23 protein-coding genes and 1 rRNA gene are annotated in these 22935 nt (G+C 31.3%); 17 read left to right on the forward strand and 7 right to left on the reverse strand.

The features are described from left to right. Positions 1-79 precede the first annotated feature (79 nt). The 3 genes from ACXQH5_RS09295 to ACXQH5_RS09305 form a co-directional block, all read right to left on the reverse strand. A complete protein-coding gene (locus tag ACXQH5_RS09295) occupies positions 80-1297 on the reverse strand; it encodes a YihY/virulence factor BrkB family protein (RefSeq protein WP_000037087.1) in 1218 nt (405 codons plus the stop codon). A gap of 277 nt (positions 1298-1574) precedes the next feature. Then, complete coding sequence (locus ACXQH5_RS09300; protein WP_000428172.1) at positions 1575-1850, reverse strand: YtxH domain-containing protein; 276 nt, start codon at positions 1848-1850, stop codon at positions 1575-1577. A 6-nt stretch (positions 1851-1856) separates the two neighbouring features. Next, complete coding sequence (locus ACXQH5_RS09305; RefSeq protein ID WP_000228666.1) at positions 1857-2321, reverse strand: low molecular weight protein-tyrosine-phosphatase; 465 nt, start codon at positions 2319-2321, stop codon at positions 1857-1859. Between the two features lie 146 nt (positions 2322-2467). On the opposite strand from ACXQH5_RS09305, the gene ACXQH5_RS09310 reads away from it, so the two are divergent. The 3 genes from ACXQH5_RS09310 (at position 2468) to ACXQH5_RS09320 (ending at position 4547) form a co-directional block, all read left to right on the forward strand. Beyond that, entirely contained in the window at positions 2468-2668 is a 201-nt protein-coding gene (locus ACXQH5_RS09310; RefSeq protein WP_000180460.1) for a DUF1128 family protein, read from the forward strand. 2 nt (positions 2669-2670) lie between these two features. Further along, positions 2671-3927 carry an aminopeptidase gene (locus ACXQH5_RS09315; protein WP_078065149.1) on the forward strand — a complete coding sequence of 419 codons (1257 nt, stop codon included), beginning with the start codon at positions 2671-2673 and terminating at the stop codon, positions 3925-3927. Positions 3928-4016: 89 nt separating this feature from the next. Next, positions 4017-4547, forward strand: coding sequence for an acyl-CoA thioesterase (locus tag ACXQH5_RS09320; protein WP_000184381.1), 531 nt, complete (start codon positions 4017-4019; stop codon positions 4545-4547). 259 nt (positions 4548-4806) lie between these two features. Here the strand turns inward: ACXQH5_RS09320 and yfkAB are convergent, their stop codons facing one another. After that, positions 4807-5958: a radical SAM/CxCxxxxC motif protein YfkAB gene (gene yfkAB, locus ACXQH5_RS09325; RefSeq protein ID WP_001089601.1), complete on the reverse strand. Its 1152-nt coding sequence runs from the start codon at positions 5956-5958 to the stop codon at positions 4807-4809. Between the two features lie 223 nt (positions 5959-6181). Between yfkAB and ACXQH5_RS09330 the strand changes: the two genes are divergently transcribed. The 7 genes from ACXQH5_RS09330 (at position 6182) to ACXQH5_RS09360 (ending at position 11885) form a co-directional block, all read left to right on the forward strand. Then, a complete protein-coding gene (locus ACXQH5_RS09330; protein WP_001005407.1) occupies positions 6182-6343 on the forward strand; it encodes an SE1561 family protein in 162 nt (53 codons plus the stop codon). Positions 6344-6472: 129 nt separating this feature from the next. Further along, positions 6473-6988 carry a type 1 glutamine amidotransferase domain-containing protein gene (locus ACXQH5_RS09335; protein ID WP_000163284.1) on the forward strand — a complete coding sequence of 172 codons (516 nt, stop codon included), beginning with the start codon at positions 6473-6475 and terminating at the stop codon, positions 6986-6988. A gap of 339 nt (positions 6989-7327) precedes the next feature. Beyond that, the gene (sgtB, locus tag ACXQH5_RS09340) at positions 7328-8137 is read left to right on the forward strand and encodes a monofunctional peptidoglycan glycosyltransferase SgtB (protein WP_000830379.1); all 810 of its coding nucleotides are present in this window, start codon (positions 7328-7330) and stop codon (positions 8135-8137) included. Positions 8138-8397: 260 nt separating this feature from the next. Continuing rightward, entirely contained in the window at positions 8398-9216 is an 819-nt protein-coding gene (gene recX / locus ACXQH5_RS09345; protein WP_001124417.1) for a recombination regulator RecX, read from the forward strand. After that, positions 9194-9508: a YfhH family protein gene (locus tag ACXQH5_RS09350; RefSeq protein ID WP_000435806.1), complete on the forward strand. Its 315-nt coding sequence runs from the start codon at positions 9194-9196 to the stop codon at positions 9506-9508. Before recX ends, ACXQH5_RS09350 begins: the two co-directional genes overlap by 23 nt. Positions 9509-9522: 14 nt before the next feature. Beyond that, the gene (locus ACXQH5_RS09355) at positions 9523-11040 is read left to right on the forward strand and encodes an ABC transporter ATP-binding protein (RefSeq protein WP_000535839.1); all 1518 of its coding nucleotides are present in this window, start codon (positions 9523-9525) and stop codon (positions 11038-11040) included. An 8-nt stretch (positions 11041-11048) separates the two neighbouring features. Continuing rightward, positions 11049-11885: a hypothetical protein gene (locus ACXQH5_RS09360; RefSeq protein ID WP_000960806.1), complete on the forward strand. Its 837-nt coding sequence runs from the start codon at positions 11049-11051 to the stop codon at positions 11883-11885. A 260-nt stretch (positions 11886-12145) separates the two neighbouring features. On the opposite strand, the gene ACXQH5_RS09365 is transcribed toward ACXQH5_RS09360, so the two are convergent. Beyond that, on the reverse strand, positions 12146-13123 hold the full coding sequence (locus tag ACXQH5_RS09365) for a metal-dependent hydrolase (protein WP_000379098.1): 978 nt from the start codon (positions 13121-13123) through the stop codon (positions 12146-12148). A gap of 151 nt (positions 13124-13274) precedes the next feature. On the opposite strand from ACXQH5_RS09365, the gene mutY reads away from it, so the two are divergent. The 3 genes from mutY to ACXQH5_RS09380 all read left to right on the forward strand — a co-directional run bounded on the left by mutY (position 13275) and on the right by ACXQH5_RS09380 (position 17184). Continuing rightward, positions 13275-14312: an A/G-specific adenine glycosylase gene (mutY, locus tag ACXQH5_RS09370; protein ID WP_000284757.1), complete on the forward strand. Its 1038-nt coding sequence runs from the start codon at positions 13275-13277 to the stop codon at positions 14310-14312. Positions 14313-14614: 302 nt separating this feature from the next. Then, complete coding sequence (gene ntdP / locus ACXQH5_RS09375; protein ID WP_000251253.1) at positions 14615-15157, forward strand: nucleoside tri-diphosphate phosphatase; 543 nt, start codon at positions 14615-14617, stop codon at positions 15155-15157. A 290-nt stretch (positions 15158-15447) separates the two neighbouring features. Continuing rightward, positions 15448-17184 (forward strand): SAV1866 family putative multidrug efflux ABC transporter, encoded by a 1737-nt coding sequence (locus tag ACXQH5_RS09380; RefSeq protein ID WP_000597233.1) that lies wholly within the window; start codon positions 15448-15450, stop codon positions 17182-17184. A gap of 190 nt (positions 17185-17374) precedes the next feature. On the opposite strand, the gene ACXQH5_RS09385 is transcribed toward ACXQH5_RS09380, so the two are convergent. Both ACXQH5_RS09385 and ACXQH5_RS09390 read right to left on the reverse strand, forming a co-directional pair. Then, positions 17375-18469, reverse strand: a complete 1095-nt coding sequence (locus ACXQH5_RS09385) for an FUSC family protein (RefSeq protein WP_001236371.1) — start codon at positions 18467-18469, stop codon at positions 17375-17377. Between the two features lie 292 nt (positions 18470-18761). Continuing rightward, positions 18762-20051, reverse strand: a complete 1290-nt coding sequence (locus tag ACXQH5_RS09390) for a glutamate-1-semialdehyde 2,1-aminomutase (protein ID WP_001011611.1) — start codon at positions 20049-20051, stop codon at positions 18762-18764. 80 nt (positions 20052-20131) lie between these two features. Between ACXQH5_RS09390 and ACXQH5_RS09395 the strand changes: the two genes are divergently transcribed. The 4 genes from ACXQH5_RS09395 to ACXQH5_RS09410 all read left to right on the forward strand — a co-directional run. Beyond that, positions 20132-20587, forward strand: a complete 456-nt coding sequence (locus ACXQH5_RS09395; RefSeq protein ID WP_000939522.1) for a peroxiredoxin — start codon at positions 20132-20134, stop codon at positions 20585-20587. Positions 20588-20592: 5 nt separating this feature from the next. Beyond that, positions 20593-21543: a phosphoglycerate dehydrogenase gene (locus ACXQH5_RS09400; protein ID WP_000869459.1), complete on the forward strand. Its 951-nt coding sequence runs from the start codon at positions 20593-20595 to the stop codon at positions 21541-21543. A gap of 96 nt (positions 21544-21639) precedes the next feature. Continuing rightward, positions 21640-22086, forward strand: a complete 447-nt coding sequence (gene perR, locus ACXQH5_RS09405) for a peroxide-responsive transcriptional repressor PerR (RefSeq protein WP_000110011.1) — start codon at positions 21640-21642, stop codon at positions 22084-22086. Positions 22087-22859: 773 nt separating this feature from the next. Beyond that, positions 22860-22935: ribosomal RNA gene (locus ACXQH5_RS09410) — 16S ribosomal RNA — on the forward strand; the annotation flags it as partial.

Consider the following 22935-nt stretch of genomic DNA (forward strand, 5'->3'; position numbering starts at 1 on the left):
ATCACAATATAACATCAAATAGACACCAAAAAACAGAGGTCTTCGCAATCATTAGCGAAAACCTCTGTTTTGTTGATGTTTAGTCTTTTTTTAGCTTATCAACGATTTTGTCTTTTATATTTTTATCATCTTCTGGATAGGTATCACTAGGATGTTCATCAACATGATACGTACGTTGATGTGTTGCATTAGTATCTTCAGCATATTCGTACCTAGTGTTCTCATTATAATGATTTTTATTATTGTCATCATGTTCTAATGCTGCTTCTTCAGGTGTTTTACCTTTAATTACACTACGCTGATGAATGATTGCATTGATTTCAGCACCGACAATTATAATAAAACTTGTGATATATAACCATAGTAACAAAATGATGATACCCGCGATACTGCCATATGTTTTAGAATAGTTACCAAAATTTGAAATATACCAACCAAAACCAAATGAACCAGCTAACCAAATAATTGAAGTAAATACTGCACCTGGTAATACCGATTTAAGTTTTGTTTTAACGTTAGGTGCAACCGAATATAACACGATAAACACGATAAATATAATAATGATTGGTAACACAATTCTAATAAGATTAAAAATCCATTTCACTTGTTCGTCAAATCCAAGTGGACCGAATAGGAAATGACTAATTACAGAACCAAGCGTTGGTAATGCTAGAGCAACTACAAACACAACGCCCATAACTACAGTGAAGACAACACTTAGTAGTTTTAATACGATTCCATTACGGCTATCTTCTACATCGTAAGCAACATTGAAAGAATTCATAATTGCAGTCATTCCATTTGAAGCTGACCAAATTGCTAAAATCAAACCGATAGATAATAAGCCACCACTGGAGTTTTGAGTTATATCACCAATTACACTCTTAATTAGAGTAGATGTTTCAGCGGGTGCATTACTTAACATATTAGTAATTTGACTCTGCTTAATATTGAAAAATGGTAATAGTGTTAATAGGAAAAGCAACATAGGGAACATAGCAAGTACGAAATGGTAAGTCATTTGCGCTGCTAATCCTGAGGCATCATCTTTTCCTATGCGATAGATGAGATATGATAAGAAATTAGAGTCTTTCTTATATTTTGCAGGTTTATTTAATCTTGATAAGAAGAAAACCTGATCCTCTTTTTTAGGTTTCTTAGATTGGAATTGTTGAGGTTCAATATATGTACGATCAACATCAATTTTGGGATTACTTTTATTTTTCTTTTTTGACTCCTCTTGCGCTTCCTTAACAGAATTAAGGTATTTTGAAGAAGAGTGATCCTTTTTCGACATGTGCACTCCTTAACCTTTCTCTATGTAATGTTTTATAAAGTAACTATTAGTATTTATCCAATTATAAAAAAACTAAACAATGATATGCTTTAAAAATGATAATATTATAGAAATTAATTGATTTAAATCTTTCATAGGCTATTTTGATTTAAAATTAAAACAAAGGCAATACTGAAACAATGCAGTTTGGCCAATCATTGTATTATCATTTAATAATGATAACTATGAAAGGCGTACACCAAATTGTTAAGTATTGCCTTATAAAAACAAAATCATCTTAGCGTTGATTTTTTCTATTAACAAATGTTTCTTTCGCATCCTTTAATGAACGTTCTAATTCAGGATTATTACGACGAATTTCTTCAACAACATCTTTCCAGTATAAAACTTCGTCTTTAATCTTGCTGACTTTAGAAGGCTTACGAGTGCGGTTACCATTTTTTGCATCTTTAACTGATTGAACTAAAGCTTGACGTGTAGATTTATCAGCTAAACTAATTGCGCCACCAATTACGGCACCAATTAAAATACCAGGAACAAATTTATTTTCCATAAAAAACTACCCCTCTTTCAAATTTGCATCTTTTACGATGTAGTCTATTAAATTATCACAAGATGATAATACCATGTCGTATACACCTTCAAAATTATTCGTGTAGTATGGATCTGGTACATCACTCTCTTCCATATTACTAAATTCTAACAGTTTGAACAATTGTCCCTTAAGATTAGGATTGATAGATTTAATATTATCAACGTTACTTTGATCCATAGCCACAATGTAATCAAAATCATCTGTGGCTTCGAATAATTCACTAATCATGCCATCAAATGGAATATTGTGTTTGTTGAGAATTTTTTGTGTACCTTCATGAGGCGGCTCTCCTAAATTCCAGCTACCAGTACCTCTTGAATGTACTTTTATATCATGAATATTTCTGTCTTTAAGTCTTTGTCGCATGATTGCTTCTGCCATTGGAGAACGACATATATTGCCAAGACAGACAAATGCTACATCTACCATTTTGATTCCTCCAAACTATGTAGTTATATCCCCATTTTATAGCGACTTTAAACAATAAGAAAGCAGATTATATAAAATTCTATTAAAGTTTATTAAATTGTGATACTTTGATAACATAACTATTATTAGAGGTGAACATTGTGGCTATGACAAATGAAGAGAAAGTATTAGCTATTAGAGAGAAGTTAAATATTGTTAATCAAGGATTATTAGATCCTGAAAAATATAAAAATGCAAATGAAGAAGAATTAACAGATATATATGATTTTGTTCAATCAAGAGAAAGATTATCGCCAAGTGAAGTGACAGCTATTGCTGACGCTTTAGGACAATTGCGACACGACTAGGAGTGGGAATTTTGACTAATTACAAAGAAAAGTTACAACAATACGCTGAACTATTAGTTAAGGTTGGTATGAATGTTCAACCAAAACAGCCAGTATTTATTAGATCATCAGTAGAAACATTAGAATTAACGCATTTAATTGTAGAAGAAGCATATCATTGTGGCGCTTCAGATGTACGTGTTGTATATAGCGATCCAACCTTAAAACGCTTAAAATTTGAAAATGAATCCGTGGAACATTTTGCTAATCATGAGATAAAATCATATGATGTTGAAGCGAGAATGGATTACGTTAAACGTGGCGCTGCTAATTTAGCACTTATTAGTGAGGATCCTGATTTAATGGATGGTATCGATAGCCAAAAATTACAAGCATTTCAACAACAAAACGCACGCGCATTTAAAGGATATATGGAAAGTGTACAAAAAAATCAATTTCCATGGGTCGTAGCTGCTTTTCCATCTAAAGCTTGGGCGAAGAGAGTATATCCTGAACTATCTGTAGAAGAAGCATATATTAAGTTTATTGACGAGGTATTCGATATTGTGCGAATTGATGGTAACGATCCAGTTGAAAATTGGCGTCAACACATCGCTAATTTAAGTGTTTACGCTCAAAAGTTACAGCAAAAAAACTACCATGCGTTACATTATGTATCTGAAGGTACTGATTTAACAGTAGGTTTAGCGAAAAATCATATCTGGGAAGATGCTACAAGTTATGTTAACGGCAAGGAACAAGCTTTTATTGCTAATATACCAACTGAAGAAGTATTTACAGCACCGGATCGAAATAGAGTAGATGGATATGTTACTAATAAATTGCCTTTAAGTTATAACGGCACAATTATCGATCAATTTAAATTGATGTTTAAAGATGGAGAAATTATTGATTTTTCAGCTGAAAAGGGTGAAGCGGTATTGAAAGATTTAATCAATACCGATGAAGGTTCAAGAAGATTAGGTGAAGTAGCGTTAGTACCTGATGATTCACCGATATCAAATCGTAATACCATTTTTTACAATACTTTATTTGATGAAAATGCAGCATGTCATTTAGCGATTGGATCTGCTTACGCCTTCAATATTGAAGGTGGAACGGAAATGACTGTTGAGGAAAAGATTGCAAGCGGATTAAATGATTCAAACGTACATGTCGACTTCATGATTGGTAGTAGTGATTTGACTATTTATGGCATATTCGAAGATGGTTCAAAAGAACTAGTATTTGAAAATGGAAATTGGGCATCAACATTTTAATAAATGTTATTTTGAGGTGCTGAGTAGGAAATGAAACATGTATTTAAAGGTCAAATACGTGATTAAAGTATAGATTGGGAGATAAAATAATGACAAATCAGGACAGACCAATGAAATCTATGTCAGAATCAAAATGTTATAAAAATAGACAAGTTTTCCCTCAAGATACGAATCACCATCATACAATGTTTGGTGGTACATTGATGGCTAATATTGATGAAATTGCAGCAATCACAGCTATGAAACATGCTGGTGCGCAAGTAGTTACTGCATCTACAGACTCAGTAGATTTCTTAAAGCCGATTAAAACAGGGGACATATTACAATACGTAGCGATGGTTTCATACGCTGGGACAAGTTCGATGGAAGTGGTCGTTCAAATTAGAATTGACGATGTATTTAATAACAAGCATGATTTAGCTGCATTAAGTTACTTAACATTTGTTGCGTTAGATGATGATGGGAAGCCTAAACATGTACCTGGAGTATATCCAGAAGATGATGTTGAAAAATGGTTTTATGATACAGCACCACAACGTGTTGAACGAAGAAAAGCACGTCGCATTGAAAGTAAACAAACAATTGAATATTTAGCTCAAGTGCAACATATTAGAGACTAAAAATATAAAGACAGATTGTTAAGGATGAATTGAACTGTTATGTTCGAATATTCCACCTGCAATCTGTCTTTTTGATTATGTACATTTATGCTTTTAGTTAAAATTTAACCCTTTTATTATAGACTATTGGTCCTATTAAATGACCTTTATTGTTTAAGTAGAGTGCTGCCAGCGATTAATGGTTTTTTATTTTGTAATAGCATTAAAATATGCGGAGACTACTTATCGATAAAGTGCTTCTCCGCATAATTAAGCGTTTTTAAAATTGTATAATTTGTGGTTGTTTGTGCATATGAAGCTCATTATCTTTAAAATCCATATTCGGATAGTACATATTTTTAACAAGAACATTTGGTCCTAAACAACTAAACTCAGAACAATGACAATTTAATGATTTAGCAAGATCAGAGGATAACCATTTATCAAATACATCTGTTAATTTATCTTTTTGTATATTCGAAATTGTACCTGTTTCATCTCCGAAATCAGTTACGATTACATTACCTGTAAATACATTGACATTTAAACGACTACGGCCATCCGGGTCATTTCTAGTCGTTACATTTTTAGCAGTTCTTAAACGTGATAGTAACTTTTGATCTTCATCATCTTTTAAGCATGGAAACACAGGCAAAGTACCAAATAACATCCAAATATTTTCATCTCTGAAATCCAATATATCATGAATTGTCTTTTTTATTTCCGCTAGAGTTAACACATTTAATTGACTTGCAAAGTCAGCTGGATACATAGGGTGAATCTCGTGTCTGCTACATTTCATATCATGAACGACTTCTTGATGTATTTTTCGTAAATGTGGTAGCGTACTTTGATTGAGCATTGTTTCCGCAGATACAAACATTCCTTGTTCTGATAATGTACGTGCATTCGAAATCATTTGTTCATATAATTTTAACTTAGCTTTTAACGGTGGTTGCTTCTTCATTGCGCCAAAGCCAACATTTGCGAATTCATCAGTTGTTCCCCAGTTATGTGAGATATGCATAACATCGATATATTCAGCAATATCTAAATAACGATCTTGAGGCAATGTTAGGTTTGAATTCATTTGTGTATATATACCTCGATTATGTGCATACTTTAATAGAGGTTTAACAACATTTCTAATAGACTTTTTAGAAAACATTGGTTCGCCACCTGTAATTGACATCGTTCGCAGATTTGGAATTTCATCAAGTCTACGATAAATTAAGTCCATATCTAAAGGCTCGGGGTCGACAGTTTGTAAAGTATAACCAACTGCACAGTGGCTACAACGCATATTACAAAGATTTGTAGTTGTAAATTCGATGTTACTTAAAGTTAATTGGCCATGTTCTTTAACATCGTTATATGCTTCCCATGGATCATTGTGAATGCTAACAGGTTGCTTCAATTTGACGCTATTCATCGTCTTAAACTTCCTTCTTTCTATTTGGTTCATATCGGTATGATACCACTTCGTATTATCACTCGTAACAAATTATCTCTTAATTTTAGTTAATTGAAAAGGGGATTTTTAAAAGTCAAAATAATTTGAATGTCATAAATATAGCTAAGATTATATCGCTTTAACGCAATTTCTGTTAGGATAATAATGAAAAAGAAAACAAAATAAAAGGAGTTAACTTTTTATGAATGAACAGCAAACAATCGAACAGATAAAAGCGCGTTTAAATAAGTTTATTGAGGATATCGATCATGTAAATCCTGATGAAGTACGTGTTGAAGACATAGATGAATGGATTGGATTGTTAGATCAGCTTGAAGAAAAGGTTAAATTAGTATCTAAGTAAATGCCACATAAGATGTGTTAGAGTTAGATATCGTGACAGTCGCTTAATATTTTTATATCTTGTATGTTTAATCATTGATTTACTTGTCTATAGTATTTATATCAATGATATATAGAAAGGTGATTTTCAATGACTAAAAAAGTAGCAATTATTCTAGCAAACGAATTTGAAGATATAGAATATTCAAGTCCTAAAGAGGCATTAGAGAATGCTGGCTTTAATACTGTAGTGATTGGAGATACTGCAAATAGTGAAGTTGTTGGTAAACACGGTGAAAAAGTTACTGTCGATGTAGGCATTGCAGAAGCTAAACCAGAAGATTATGATGCATTATTAATTCCTGGAGGATTTTCACCAGACCATTTACGTGGAGATACAGAAGGTCGATATGGCACATTTGCTAAATACTTTACTAAAAATGATGTACCAACATTTGCCATTTGTCATGGGCCACAAATACTAATAGATACAAACGATTTAAAAGGTCGTACGTTAACAGCAGTATTAAATGTACGCAAAGATTTATCAAATGCAGGCGCACATGTAGTTGATGAGTCAGTAGTTGTAGACAACAATATTGTAACAAGTCGAGTACCAGACGATTTAGATGATTTTAATCGAGAAATCGTTAAGCAATTACAATAGAGTATTGCGGTTATCAATTGTTAAAATTTATATATTTTCGTTTGAAATGAAATATGGATTTTAGTTTTAAAAAATGAATAACAAATAAAAGGTCGTCTCTATTGGCATTTAATAGGGATGGTCTTTTATTTTTATAAAATATAACAATATTTGACATGATTAATATTTAAAATCGCAATGATTTATCTATAATCTTTTCAAAAAACAAAAAAGTAAGTATGATGGCGTATACGATTGTAAGCCCTTGGACTGATTTTCCCAAAAAGTGTAGCCTATTTGTGATAGTACTGGTAAACTCAAGTTATATACTAAGTGAGTTTTAAAAGAAGGAGCAAACGCATGAAAAGAAGCGATAGGTACTCAAACTCAAATGAACATTTTGAGCATATGAAACACGAACCTCACTATAATACGTATTATCAACCAGTTGGCAAACCGCCGAAAAAGAAAAAAAGTAAACGAATACTATTGAAAATATTATTAACCATTCTAATCATTATCGCATTGTTTATTGGTATCATGTATTTTTTATCTACACGCGATAATGTGGATGAACTAAGAAAAATTGAAAATAAAAGTAGTTTTGTGTCAGCTGATAACATGCCAGAGTATGTTAAAGGTGCCTTTATTTCAATGGAAGATGAACGATTCTACAATCATCATGGATTCGATTTGAAAGGTACAACTAGAGCCTTATTTTCAACGATTAGCGACAGAGATGTGCAAGGTGGTAGTACCATTACACAACAAGTTGTCAAAAATTATTTTTATGATAATGATCGTTCATTTACTAGAAAAGTAAAAGAATTATTTGTAGCTCATCGAGTTGAAAAACAATATAATAAGAACGAAATTTTAAGCTTTTATTTAAATAATATTTACTTTGGGGATAATCAATATACGCTTGAGGGCGCAGCAAACCATTACTTTGGAACAACCGTGAATAAAAATAGTACAACAATGTCTCACATTACAGTTTTACAAAGCGCTATTTTAGCTAGTAAAGTCAATGCACCTAGCGTATATAATATCAATAATATGTCTGAGAATTTTACGCAACGTGTAAGCACGAACTTAGAAAAAATGAAGCAACAAAATTATATCAATGAAGCACAATATCAACAGGCTATGTCACAATTAAATCGTTAAATACTTGCATTTATGTGTAAGATACTTGGAACAATAATGTAGAAGGTTTAATTGAAATGTCATAATGATAAAGTTGAATTGTTTCTGCTTAATAAATTTTACAGATTTGCTTGTAATCACACTTTCATTTTAAAAGATGATAGTGTGATTTTTTGTTAGCATCGAAAAATATTTAAAGTTAAACATTTGCTATAGGAAGTGGCTTATTGAATAATAAAAGAGTATTGTATTAAAACTTGAGAAAGTAACGGGGTGATCCAGTGCCGAAGATTACTAAAATAGAAGTTCAAAAGAAAAACAAAGAACGTTTTAATCTTTTTTTAGACGAACAATTTGAAATGGGTATAGATATCGATACATTAGTCAAATTTAATTTAAAAAAAGGGCAACAACTTGAAGCTGCTGATATGGCAGAGATTCAAAAGTATGATCATTATCGCATAGGTTTAAATAAAGCAATCCAATATTTATCATATAAAAAGAGAACTGAAAAAGAAGTTATACTATATTTACAAAAAGAAGAGATATCAGAGCAAGCGATTTCTGAAGTGATTGAATATTGTTATCGCGAAAAGTTAATCGACCATCAAGATTATGCGGAAAGTTTAAAAAATACAATGATTCGCACGACAGATAAAGGACCTAAAATTTATCAACAAAAACTATATCAACTTGGTATAGAACCAAATATCATTGAAATGTTTACAGAACTTTATAGAGAACAACAGGAACTTGATGATATTATCCAAATTGCTGAAAAAATATCTAAAACAAAAAAAGGGCCACAAAATAAGGTTAAAGAAAAAGTAATGCAATCTTTAATTCAAAAAGGGTTTGAAATGGAAACCATTCATGCTGTATTGAATGAAATGGATTTTACACAAGATGAAGCGGTTTTAGACGATTTATTACAACGAGATTTAGAAAAAATTTATAATAAAAATCGAAAGAAGTACACGCAACAGAAATTAATTTCAAAAACTATCGAAGGCCTTATGAGAAAAGGATATAAATATGATAAAATTAAAGCTAAATTAGAAGAAAGTGGTATTGCCGATGGAACAGAAGAAATTGAGTGAAATGTCTGAGCCAGAATTAAGACACGAAATACAACTTTATAAAGAGAAAATGAGAAAAGCTGAGATGAATGGTATTTTAAATGAATATGACGTTTATCAAAGTAAAGTAATTGTTGCCGAAAGTTACTTAGTAGACAGAAAAAAGATAGAAATTGGTAAAATTTATAAACTGACTGATGGCAGTAATCAATATTTTAAAGTAGAAAGATTAAAAGGTATTTTTGCGTGGGGGTTTAGATTTAATAGCGATGAACCCGAAGAAGGCTTACCTATAGCGTTATTACAATTATAGAAGGATGAAAATAGATGGGAAGTTCAATTGTTTTAAAGTTACTAAAAGTAACACACTACTATAGGAATAAACAGAATAAGAAATGGTATTTACCTTTTGGATATGATGCTGAAGATATCGATTTAAACAATATTAGTTTACATATTTATCAAGGAGAAGCATTAGGTATAATTGGTGAACCTGAATCTTCCAAAGCATTGGTAGGTCAATTGTTGGCAGGTGCAATTAAACCTGATAAAGGTAAAGTAGTTTGTACTGAAGATTTGTTCTACGGATATATTGAAGATCAATCGTCAATTCATCAAACTGTTGAAGCTTACACAGCGCAGTTAGTTCAACTATTTCCATATGAAATTAATGATCATAAAGCTGAACAGATTATTCAATATGCACATTTAGGCGATTATAAAACGAAGCCGGTTAACCATATTTCGAAAGCGGCATACGCTCAATTACTATTAAGTATTGCACGCTCATCAAAATCAAATATTATTATTTTAAATCATGTTATTGACTATTTAACACCACAATTTATAGAACGTGCGATTGAATTAACAAATGATTATATTGAAAATAATTTAACGATTGTGTCAATTGGTGATGATATTGATAAAATTTCACAAGTGAGTAACTATATAGCTTGGTTTTCACATGGTCAATTAAGAATGGAAGGGTCACTTAAACAAGTTATTCCATCTTTTAAAGAACATGAACGTGATCGATTAAGTCTAAACTCAAAAGAAGAAATTGAAAACTTTGATTTAGATTGGAAAAAGAATCGTACAAGAATACCAGAGATGACCTATAATTTCAAACGTGTTGAGCGCTATAATCATGCAAAGCCGCCTAAGTTTTTAGTGCGTTTTTGGACTTTAGCCTCAGGTACTATTCTAGGCTTAGCATTGATGATGTTGCTCATTTTCAATAATATAGGAATTATTTCGATAACAGATTTTACGAATCGTGCTACGATGCAAAATGAAAATAAAGATCCATATGGCGAAAAGTTAGCTTATGGAATTGCTTTTAATGGCAGTGTGGATATGCAAGGGGATAAACAAGTCACAATTCCAAAATATAGTGTAGTTACAATTACTGGCGAAAATAGTAAAAATTATCGTGTTACCGCCGATAATAAGACTTACTATGTTAGTAAAGATAAATTAGAATATTTTAACCCGGCAGGTTTATATCAAACGCATAGTTTTAAAAAATTAGCGCCATATATGAAATCAAATTATAGTAATTACTATGCATACTTTAACAGTCAATTACATAAAAAGCATAGTTCAGTTATTAAAACTTTAGTTCCTGATGATGATAACCGTTTCGTTGCATCCGTTACACAACAACCGATACAATTACTTTTCAATGATAATAATCAGTTATACGGTTTTGTTTATCCAATTGTAGATAAAAAAGAATTAAAAGATAAGTTTAATATTAACAATAACATTTGGATTACTAAAGTTGGGAATGGATATTGTATTGCCAATTTGAAAGAAGACAAATGGATTTATATTGAATTGTAGGTGTAAAGATGCTAGTTAATATTATTTTATATTTTAAAAACTTACCGCATACTAAAAGGTATGTAACAGAACGTTTTAAACAAAGTTGGAAAAGTTTTCTAATCGTATTAGCTGCATGTTTAATACTTATTATTGCCAGTGAAACGCTATTTTCCTTTAGTCATTTGACCGATGTTAAAGAGGTGCGATGGTTATTTAGAATTATTGCATTGATTGTTTTTGCGGTATTGATGTTCACAATTTATATCTCTTATCATCATTATATGAATGACTTTTTAGTTACTAAGTTATTTAATATTTCCGCAGCGACGCCAGTAGTTATTATGTCTATTTTAAGTTTTATTATGCTAGTCATTTTGACGATGATTAGTGCATTGGTTAAACCAGTAAACTTCGAAACATCGTATATAGCGCTATTCTATTTTATTGTGATGGCAACTATTTTTGTAGGATTAATATCAGTTACTTTTGGTCTTATTCGACTATTAACTGAAAAAATAAATATCATATTTTATGGGATTTGTGTATTGTGTTTCTTATTGTTACCAATTATTTTCATACCAAATCCTAATCATGTATTTATCAATCACATCCTAATGCTGAATCCAATGTATTACATTGTTAATGGTATAGCACAATCTATCATATTTGGTATATCAAGTATGGAAAACATTCCATATCATTTTTACTTTATTTTATTCTTATGTTTAATAGCTGCAGTAAATTTCGTATTAGCAAGGTATACGACACACGCAATTTATAATAAAACATCTAAAGTGACACAAACTGATAATCAACAAGATGTTTCAAATGATAGTACAGACGAGGCGGATACTTCTTCATGATGTTTAGCTGACCTGTTGTGTAAATTAATCTGTTAGAATCAGAAACAATTAGAATATAATCTAGATATCGTTTTCCTATACTGATTTTGATATTTCGAGTCATTAAAGGTAGTTTGTTAGCGACAATATAAATTTTAGGTTTTGTAAAAGCATTCATAGTTTTACATTAAAAAACCGGACAGAGTAAAAATCGTTTTGATTTTTATTCTGCCCGGTTGTTCATTTTTTATAGATTAACTTTAGTGAATAATAACTTGAAATTATTTAGCATACAGTTTACGTTGTAACTTATCTTCTGTAAAAACCCAGCCAATATAAGAGTGGTCTATGACATTATCGTTTGTTACATGTGCAATTGCCACAAATGAATAATGATCATTTTTTAAATAACGCAAATCAATCAAACGAATTTCAGTAGAACCATCTGCTAACGTTGTTGTTTGCCAACGATAGATTGATGAAAAGTTTAAAAAAGTACGTATATCTTTATTACCTTTGACTTTCCATAAAATGGAGTCTGTTGATAATGTTTGACGTTCCACTTTATCACTAAACACCACATTCCTACCATATGCTTTTCCAACATAGTCATGTGCATCAGTTTGTATCGCGACACGCCATTCCATAAATTTTATTGTTGGCGCAACAAATACTTTAACAGGGTGATGCTCTTGTTGAATTGCTTTTAAAGCTTGTTGCTTAATTACGGCTCTCATTTTAAAACGAATCATGTAATAAATGATTAGTAAAGCGATTATAGGAAAGAAGACTGCAAATGGATGCAAGCCTATAACCCATAATACAATACCAATACAAAGAACTGTGAAAATAATAGGGTCAAATGTGTTAATCACACTTAATTGAATCCATTTGTTTGTGATAGGTCTAAGTGCTTGTGTACCATAAGAATTGAATATATCTACAAAGACATGTAAAAATACTGCGAGCTGAGCCCACATCCATACATGAAATGGGTTGGTTCCACTAAAGAACGTGAATATTAAAAATGTAATTAAAATTGGCCATAGTATTGTGAAAGGGATGGAATGCGTGATACCTCTATGATGCGAAATATATGTTGCATTGTCCTTTAATTTAAGAACAGTATCCCCATCAGGAATTAATGAACCAACGATAAGGGTTGTAGCTGTTGCACCGAACGTAGAAGCCATTGCTGGATCTTGAGTTGCAAGTGCTGTAAGGCCCACCCCAATTGCGATATGTGTTGCAGTGTCCATATCAGTTCACTCATTTCATAATATTATATATACTATTATAATCCAATTTCGCAAATAACTAAATTAACTTACATACTAACCATGATTTTAATGTACAATAAAAACATTATGAGTAAAGACAATTAATTTTGGTGAGGAAAGGGTTTTATAAATGTATCAGCAGTCTAGTTTTAAAGAAAATTTGATACACTGGTTTGATGAAAATCAAAGAGAAATGCCATGGCGACAAACGACCAATCCGTATTATATTTGGTTAAGTGAAGTCATGTTACAACAGACACAAGTTAAAACAGTTATTGACTATTATCATCGTTTTGTTGAACGATTTCCAACTGTGGAAGTTTTGAGTCAAGCTTCGGAAGATGAAGTGTTAAAGTACTGGGAAGGCTTAGGATATTATAGTAGAGCTCGAAATTTTCATACGGCTATTAAAGAAGTTCATGATAAATATGAAGGCTTAGTTCCCAAAGATCCTGATCAATTTAAAGCGTTAAAAGGTGTTGGCCCATACACACAAGCTGCAGTAATGAGCATTGCATATAATGTACCACTAGCAACTGTAGACGGAAATGTTTTTCGAGTATGGTCTAGATTGAATGATGACTATCGAGATATTAAATTACAATCGACGAGGAAATCGTACGAACAAGAATTATTACCGTATGTTACTACAGAATCTGGAACGTTTAATCAAGCTATGATGGAATTAGGGGCATTAATTTGTACACCGAAAAATCCATTATGCTTATTTTGTCCAGTTCAAGAAAACTGTGAGGCATTTGATAAAGGTACATTTGAAAAGTTACCTGTTAAATCTAAAAATGTAAGTAAAAAAGTAATTGAGCAATCCGTCTTTTTAATTAGAAATAATCAAGGTCAATATCTGTTGCAAAAGCGTAGCGAAAAATTATTGCATGGTATGTGGCAATTTCCTATGTTTGAAAGTGAGCATGCTAGACGTGAAATGACTGAAAAAATCGGTCATGACATTCAACCAGTAGAAACACCTATTTTTGAGTTGAAGCATCAATTTACTCATTTAACATGGAAGATAAAGGTATACGCCGTTTCAGGAACAATTAACATTGAAACATTACCAGATGACATGATTTGGTTTGATTTAAGTGATCGAGATCAATATACATTCCCTGTACCTATGTCAAAGATTTATCAATTTATAAATGGGTAACATTCGATGATTGATAAGATTATCGAAAAATATAGTGACATTAATTTTAAAAATGTATAAATGATATCTTTAAATCTCATAGAATAACAATGTCAAAAAGTTAAAGTGTTGATATATAAAAGTGATGATTTTATATACTTTAAATGGGACATGTAAATCTCTGTTGTAGTACTTAGCAATATTACCGAGTTTAATCATTAAGTAGTAAAATCTTATTTCGTAAAAATATGTATTTATATAATACTATTTCTGAAATATGCTATAATTTATAATGGTTAAATTAACAGAAGGTGGTGTGGAGTATGGTCAGAGAATCCATACCTAAAGAAGGGGAAAACATTAAAATTCAGAGTTATAAACATGATGGTAAGATTCATCGCGTTTGGTCTGAAACAACAATATTAAAGGGTACTGATCATGTTGTCATTGGTGGCAATGATCATACGTTAGTAACTGAAAGTGACGGAAGAACTTGGATAACACGTGAACCGGCAATTGTTTACTTTCACTCAGAATATTGGTTTAATGTTATCTGCATGTTTAGAGAAGATGGAATTTATTACTATTGCAATTTGTCATCACCATTTGTTTGTGATGAAGAGGCATTAAAATATATAGACTATGATTTAGATATTAAAGTATATCCAAACGGAAAGTATCATTTATTAGATGAAGATGAATATGAGCAACATATGAATCAAATGAATTATCCGCATGATATTGATATTATTTTAAGACGCAACGTGGACATTCTTCAACAATGGATAGAACAGAAGAAGGGCCCATTCGCGCCAGATTTTATCAAAGTTTGGAAAGAACGTTACAAAAAAATTAGACAATATTAAGCAAATAAAGTGTAAATACTGATTAAATCATTTATATTGACTTAGTGATGTAAAGAAGTATGATAACTTTTGCTGTCGTGTGGGGACACAGTATCCATAGATTAAATTGAATAGAATATAACATACGAATAAGACAACGTATTTAATCACATGAATATGACAGAGGTTGAGATATCTTAATTTTAAAAATGTAAATTGTAAGAAGAATTTACATCTACAAATTATGTATCCAACCTCTATTCATTTTTATACTTATGAATAGGATAGGGCAATTGATTAGGGGGGATTGTATGATTAAACGATATTTGCAATTTGTTAAGCCGTACAAATATCGTATTTTTGCAACGATTATTGTTGGGATAATTAAGTTTGGTATACCAATGCTTATACCACTTTTAATTAAATATGCAATAGATGGTGTGATTAATAACCACGCACTAACGACTGATGAAAAAGTTCATCATTTAACTATTGCCATTGGTATCGCATTATTTATTTTTGTAATAGTGAGACCACCAATTGAATTTATACGTCAATATTTGGCGCAATGGACAAGTAATAAAATATTGTATGATATACGTAAAAAGTTATACAACCATTTACAAGCTTTAAGTGCGAGATTTTATGCTAATAATCAAGTAGGTCAAGTAATATCTAGAGTGATTAATGATGTTGAACAAACAAAAGATTTCATTTTAACCGGGTTAATGAATATTTGGTTAGATTGTATAACAATTATTATTGCACTATCCATAATGTTCTTTTTAGATGTGAAATTGACTTTAGCAGCACTGTTTATCTTCCCATTTTACATTTTAACGGTGTACGTTTTCTTTGGAAGATTAAGAAAATTGACGCGTGAAAGATCTCAAGCATTAGCTGAGGTTCAAGGGTTCTTGCATGAACGTGTTCAAGGTATTTCAGTCGTTAAAAGTTTTGCGATTGAAGACAATGAAGCGAAAAACTTTGATAAAAAGAACGCTAATTTCTTAACACGTGCGTTGAAACATACAAGATGGAATGCCTATTCCTTTGCCGCAATTAATACAGTTACAGATATTGGACCAATAATTGTCATCGGTGTTGGTGCATATCTTGCTATTTCTGGATCAATCACAGTAGGTACACTTGCAGCATTTGTTGGATACTTGGAGTTATTGTTCGGGCCTTTACGTCGTTTAGTCGCATCATTTACAACTTTAACGCAAAGTTTTGCTTCAATGGACCGTGTATTCCAATTAATTGACGAAGATTATGACATTAAAAATGGTGTTGGTGCTCAACCTATTGAAATTAAACAAGGTCGTATTGATATTGATCATGTTAGTTTTCAATATAACGATAACGAAGCTCCAATTTTAAAAGATATTAATTTGAGTATTGAAAAAGGAGAAACAGTTGCTTTCGTAGGTATGAGTGGTGGTGGTAAATCAACATTAATTAACTTAATACCGAGATTTTACGATGTAACTTCTGGGCAAATTTTAATAGATGGTCACAACATTAAAGATTTTTTAACGGGAAGTTTAAGAAATCAAATAGGATTGGTGCAACAGGATAATATTTTATTCTCTGATACAGTTAAGGAAAATATTTTACTTGGTCGTCCAACAGCAACAGATGAAGAAGTAGTTGAAGCGGCGAAAATGGCTAATGCACATGACTTTATTATGAACTTGCCACAAGGATATGACACTGAAGTAGGTGAACGAGGTGTTAAATTATCAGGTGGTCAAAAACAAAGATTATCGATTGCTAGAATATTTTTAAATAATCCACCAATTCTTATCTTGGATGAAGCAACAAGTGCACTTGATTTAGAAAGTGAATCCATTATTCAAGAAGCATTAGATGTGTTGAGTAAAGATCGAACGACACTTATCGTAGCGCATCGCTTGTCTACTATTACACATGCTGACAAAATTGTCGTAATTGAAAATGGGCATATTGTTGAAACAGGTACGCATCGTGAATTGATTGCAAAACAAGGTGCTTACGAGCATTTATATAGCATTCAAAACTTATAAAGTATTAGTTGTTTGACTTCAGTACAATTTTGTAGGGAAGATTTGTAACAGGATGGTGAGGTCATAACAGAGAAAAAGCAGTAAGAGAATTTCTTCATTGAAAATAATCTTACTGCTTTTTTAAATTTAATTTCGAGATTCAATATTACTTTATCTCATTGTGGTATTAATTACAGGAATTGTTTTAATGTTATAAATCAAAGTCTTCTTCAACAATTTCAATGTCTGCATCAGATCTATGATATGTGAAAAAGCTAATTCTTATGCGGTCTAAATGCTCTAAATGGTGTCGATACTCTTCGATGGCTGCAACAATTTGCATAACATTGGCAAACGAATATTCCGTTTGATAAGGATGATTTATTAACTCATGCTGAAATGTAGACAATAAATCTTTTTTCTGCGGATTATCTAACTCATAATCAACATGTGTCACATTATAACGTGCTTTTTTAGAAAGGCTAGCTAAAATTTGCTCGTGAAAAGCAGTTAATGAATCTAAATCTAATTTGATTTGTAATAGGAAATTGTTATTAAGTAAATATAAGTCGTTTTGATAACGCGACAATTTGTTTAATACTTCATAAGCTTGTCTAGTCGTCTGAACTACTTCTCTGAAAAGTATTTTCTTTCTATTCTGTTGGTGAATATGTTTTTTTGTAATAGGACGTTCTTCGCTATAGTAATCATAAATTTTCTCTAACTTTTCGACACGTTGTTTTAAATTATGACTATCTTGTTTAATATTATTAAACTCCGTCGTATCATTTAATACTAATTTAAACCACATAAAAATATCTGAGGATATATTTAATGAATTATAGTAAATTTTTGTTTCAAATTTAGGTGGTAGAAACACAAAGTTAACTAGAGATGAACTTATGACACCAATCATTACAAGTACAAACCTGTAAAAGGCGGTAATATAGAAAGAACCGGTATGTTGTCCCATAATGATTAATGCTGTTACACTCGCCAAAGTAGCAACATGTGCTAAATTAAATTTAAATAAAATAGCAATAAGTACTATGACGGTAACACCCATAATGATAAAATTATCGCTAAAAATTGTTACCATTGTAACAGAAAGTATGGCACCTATAATGTTACCTAATGCTTGATCAGAAACTGTTTTAAATGAACGATAAATACTAGGTTGCATTGCAACAACAGCACTGACACCAGCTAAGGCTTTCAGACCAACATCATCAGGTAGTAAAGAAGCGATAGACATAGCTAAAATAATGGCTATACCAGTTTTAAAAATCCGAGCTCCTAGTCTCAAAAATAATGACGCCCCTTTTAAGTTTATTGAATATCTAATATTCGTATTCATTACTGTTATACACTTACTAGTTACAAAATTCAAGCTTATTTATAGTTGTTAAAATAAATCATACATAATACTGATAGCGATGTAAAACTTTAGTCAGAGATTAAAAGAGTATAAATTTGTAAAATAAAAACTCACATAGTGACATATCAAGTTAAACGTTAATAGTTAACGATATAAAATGAATCTACTATGTGAGCATTTGTTTTATTTTAATTCAATTAAAAATATACTTCCTTAAAAGTTATTTCATTTGACTAAAAGCATAGTCTGCAGCTTTTAAAGTTTGTTTAATATCTTCTTCTGTATGTTCAGTTGTTAAGAACCAAGCTTCAAACTTAGAAGGTGCTAAATTGATACCTTGATTTAACATTAATTTGAAAAATTTACCGAACGCTTCGCCGTCAGAATGTTCAACTTGATCATAATGTGTGACTTTTTCATCTGTAAAGTACAATGTTAAAGATCCGTAAATACGATTAATTGTAGCTGTGATATTATGTTTTTCGATTAATTTAAGTAAACCTTCTTCTAGTTGTTGGCCTAAGCTGTCTAATTTTTCATAAACACCGTCTTGTTCTAGTACTTCGAGTAATGCAATACCTGCTTTCATAGATAACGGATTACCAGCCATTGTACCAGCTTGATATGCAGGTCCTAGAGGTGCTACTTGTTCCATAATATCTTGACGTCCACCATAGCCTCCAATTGGTAAACCACCGCCAACAATTTTACCAAATGCAGTTAAATCAGGGATAACACCTAATAAGTCTTGAGCGGCACCGTAATGAAAACGGAATGCAGTAATTACTTCATCATAAATCACTAGTGTCCCGTTGTTATGTGAAATTTCATTAACCTCTTCTAAAAATCCAGGTTGAGGCATTACCATTCCAAAGTTACCAACAATTGGTTCTACTAATACTGCGGCAATTTCATCACCCCAAAATTCAATTGCTTCTTTATATGCGTTAATATCATTGAAAGGAACAGTAATGACTTCACGTGCGACGCTTTCTGGAACACCAGCTGAATCTGGAGAACCGAGCTGAGATGGGCCGCTACCTGCTGCAACCAATACTAAATCAGAATGGCCATGATAAGATCCAGCAAATTTTATAATTTTATTTCTTTTAGTATATGCACGTGCAACACGAATTGTTGTCATGACTGCTTCTGTTCCAGAATTTACAAAGCGAATTTTCTCAAGAGATGGAATTGCATCACGTAATTTTTTGCTGAATTCAATTTCTAGTTCAGTCGGCGTACCAAATAAAACACCTTTAGCAGCTTGTTCTTGAATTGCTTTAGTAATATGAGGATGTGCATGCCCCGTAATAATTGGGCCGTATGCTTGAAGGTAATCAATAAATCTATTGCCATCGACATCATATAAATATGCACCGTGTCCTTCTTTCATAACAACAGGTGCACCGCCTCCTACAGCTTTATAAGAACGAGAAGGGGAATTGACACCGCCTAGAATATATTCGTTTGAAAGTTGTTGTAAACGTTCACTTTCACTAAAATTCATTTATATCAACCTCTTTTAATTTAATATTTTCATCTAATATCGTATCATAAAATTATTATAATGAAGAAAAAGGTGATTATATGTTGCAAAAAGGAGAACAATTTCCAATATTTAAATTAGAAAATCAGGACGGAACTGTCATTACAAATGATACATTAAAAGGTAAAAAGGCGATTATATATTTTTATCCTAGAGATAATACACCTACTTGTACCACAGAAGCTTGTGACTTTAGAGACAATTTAGAAATGTTCAATGATTTAGATGTTGCAGTATATGGTATAAGCGGTGATTCAAAGAAAAAACACCAAAATTTTATTGAGAAGCACGGATTGAATTTCGATTTATTAGTAGATGAAGATTTTAAATTAGCTAAAGAAACTAGCGTATATCAGTTAAAAAAATCATTTGGCAAAGAAAGTATGGGCATTGTAAGAACGACTTTTATAATAGATGAACAAGGTAAAGTATTAGATGTTATCGAGAAGGTTAAGGTTAAAACACAAATAGAAGAACTTAAAAACATTTTGGGGTGACATATATGAAAGTTGTTGGGTTGAATCGTATGCGTGAAGTTGAAACTGAATTACAACAACGCTTTTCAGATGTAGATTTTAAATTTTATAAAAAAGCATCAGAAATACCTGAGAGTGACTTGGCTGATTTAGATATATTAGTTGGTTATGATGGCGGTATCAATGAGGCATTTTTACGACGTTGTCCAAATTTAAAATGGATCGCATGGTTTGCAACGGGTGTAAATACATTACCGTTAGATTATATTGCAGATCACGGCATACTTTTAACTAACGGAAAAGGTGTTCAAGCTAAACAATTATCTGAATACATTTTAGCTTTCATTTTAGATGATTATAAAAAGATGAAACTATCATATGATAACCAACGACAACATATATATGATTCGAAAATAACTGGTAAACGCCTTTCAGGACAAACAGTTTTATTTTTAGGTACAGGTGCAATTGCTACTAGAACTGCGAAGTTAGCAAAGGCTTTTAATATGAATTTAATTGGTCTGAGTAAGTCAGGTCAGAACAAACATGAGTTTGATGAGATATATACTATCGAATCACTTGAAAGCACATTACCAAATGCTGACATTGTTATAAATGCTTTACCAGAAACGCAAGAAACGATTCATTTACTAAAGAAAAATCATTTTGAATTAATGAAAGATGAAGCTCTTTTTATAAATATAGGACGAGGTAGCATAGTTAAAGAAGCGCTCTTAATAGAAGTATTAAAAAGTAGAGTTATTCGACATGCATATTTAGATGTGTTTGAAAATGAACCTTTGAAACCTAATCATGAATTATATGAATTGGATAATGTAACTATAACAGCGCATATAACTGGTAATGATTATGAAGCAAAGTATGACTTATTAGATATTTTTAAAAACAATCTAGTTAATTTTCTCAATAAGAATGGTCTAATTGAGAATGAAGTCGATGCTAAAAAAGGCTATTAAATGAAATCATCATGTAAATATTGACACGCGCGCAATACTACAGTTATATTTATAGTAAGTAATAATAATTATTATATAAGAAAGATGGTGATATAGATGAGTGTTGAAATAGAATCAATTGAACATGAACTAGAAGAATCAATTGCATCATTGCGACAAGCAGGCGTAAGAATTACACCTCAAAGACAAGCAATATTACGTTATTTAATTTCTTCACATACTCATCCAACAGCTGATGAAATTTATCAAGCACTTTCACCTGATTTTCCAAATATAAGTGTTGCGACAATATATAATAACTTAAGAGTGTTTAAAGATATTGGAATTGTAAAAGAATTAACATATGGAGACTCATCAAGTCGATTCGACTTTAATACACATAATCATTATCATATTATATGTGAACAATGTGGTAAGATCGTTGATTTTCAATATCCACAGTTAAATGAAATTGAAAGATTAGCTCAGCATATGACTGACTTTGACGTAACACATCATCGAATGGAAATTTATGGAGTTTGTAAAGAATGCCAAGATAAATAATTTAACTTTGGTAGTATGACAAATTAAAAAATCGTTAGCTTACTTCATATAAGTAAGCGTAATATTTAAGAAGTTAAACGACATGAAAGTTGTTTAACTTCTTTTTTATGCTCATTCTTTTTTATGCTCATTCTTTTTTATGCTTATTCTGAAAAATATTTAAATAGAAGAAAAGAACATTCTAACTACGGAAGTGGTAGTAACTAATAACTAGTATCCTTTATAAATAAACATAAAAATATTCAAACGAAGGTTTACTAAATAACTATCCATAAAGTGAGGATAAGTTTGTTTGTAAAACTGAAGTAAAAAGCGTAAGGAATTACACTTTAAATACATATAGTACTTACGAATAGAAAATAATCCCTTCAACAGTAATTTTTAAACAAAAATAAGTGTTGTTTTATGTTGACTCTACTAGAATAACTTGATATTATATAAAAGTCGTCAAACGGCACTAATATTTAAAAAACAAATGTTTTAAGTTGTTGATTTAAAATATTAATAAAGTGTAAATTTGACTATTGAAATTCGAACAAATACATAATAAAATAATATTTGTTGAATTAATTGAGTTAGGAAATTTATTTTTTAGAAATAAAATAATTAAAAATAATTCTTGACTTTCAAAAACTTACGAGTTATAATTAAATCTTGTAAGTGACAAACGAACATTGAAAACTGAATGACAATATGTCAACGTTAATTCCAAAAACGTAACTATAAGTTACAAACATTATTTAGTATTTATGAGCTAATCAAACATCATAATTTTTATGGAGAGTTTGATCCTGGCTCAGGATGAACGCTGGCGGCGTGCCTAATACATGCAAGTCGAGCGAACGGACG

It is taken from the genome of Staphylococcus sp. SA22, assembly GCF_054165785.1.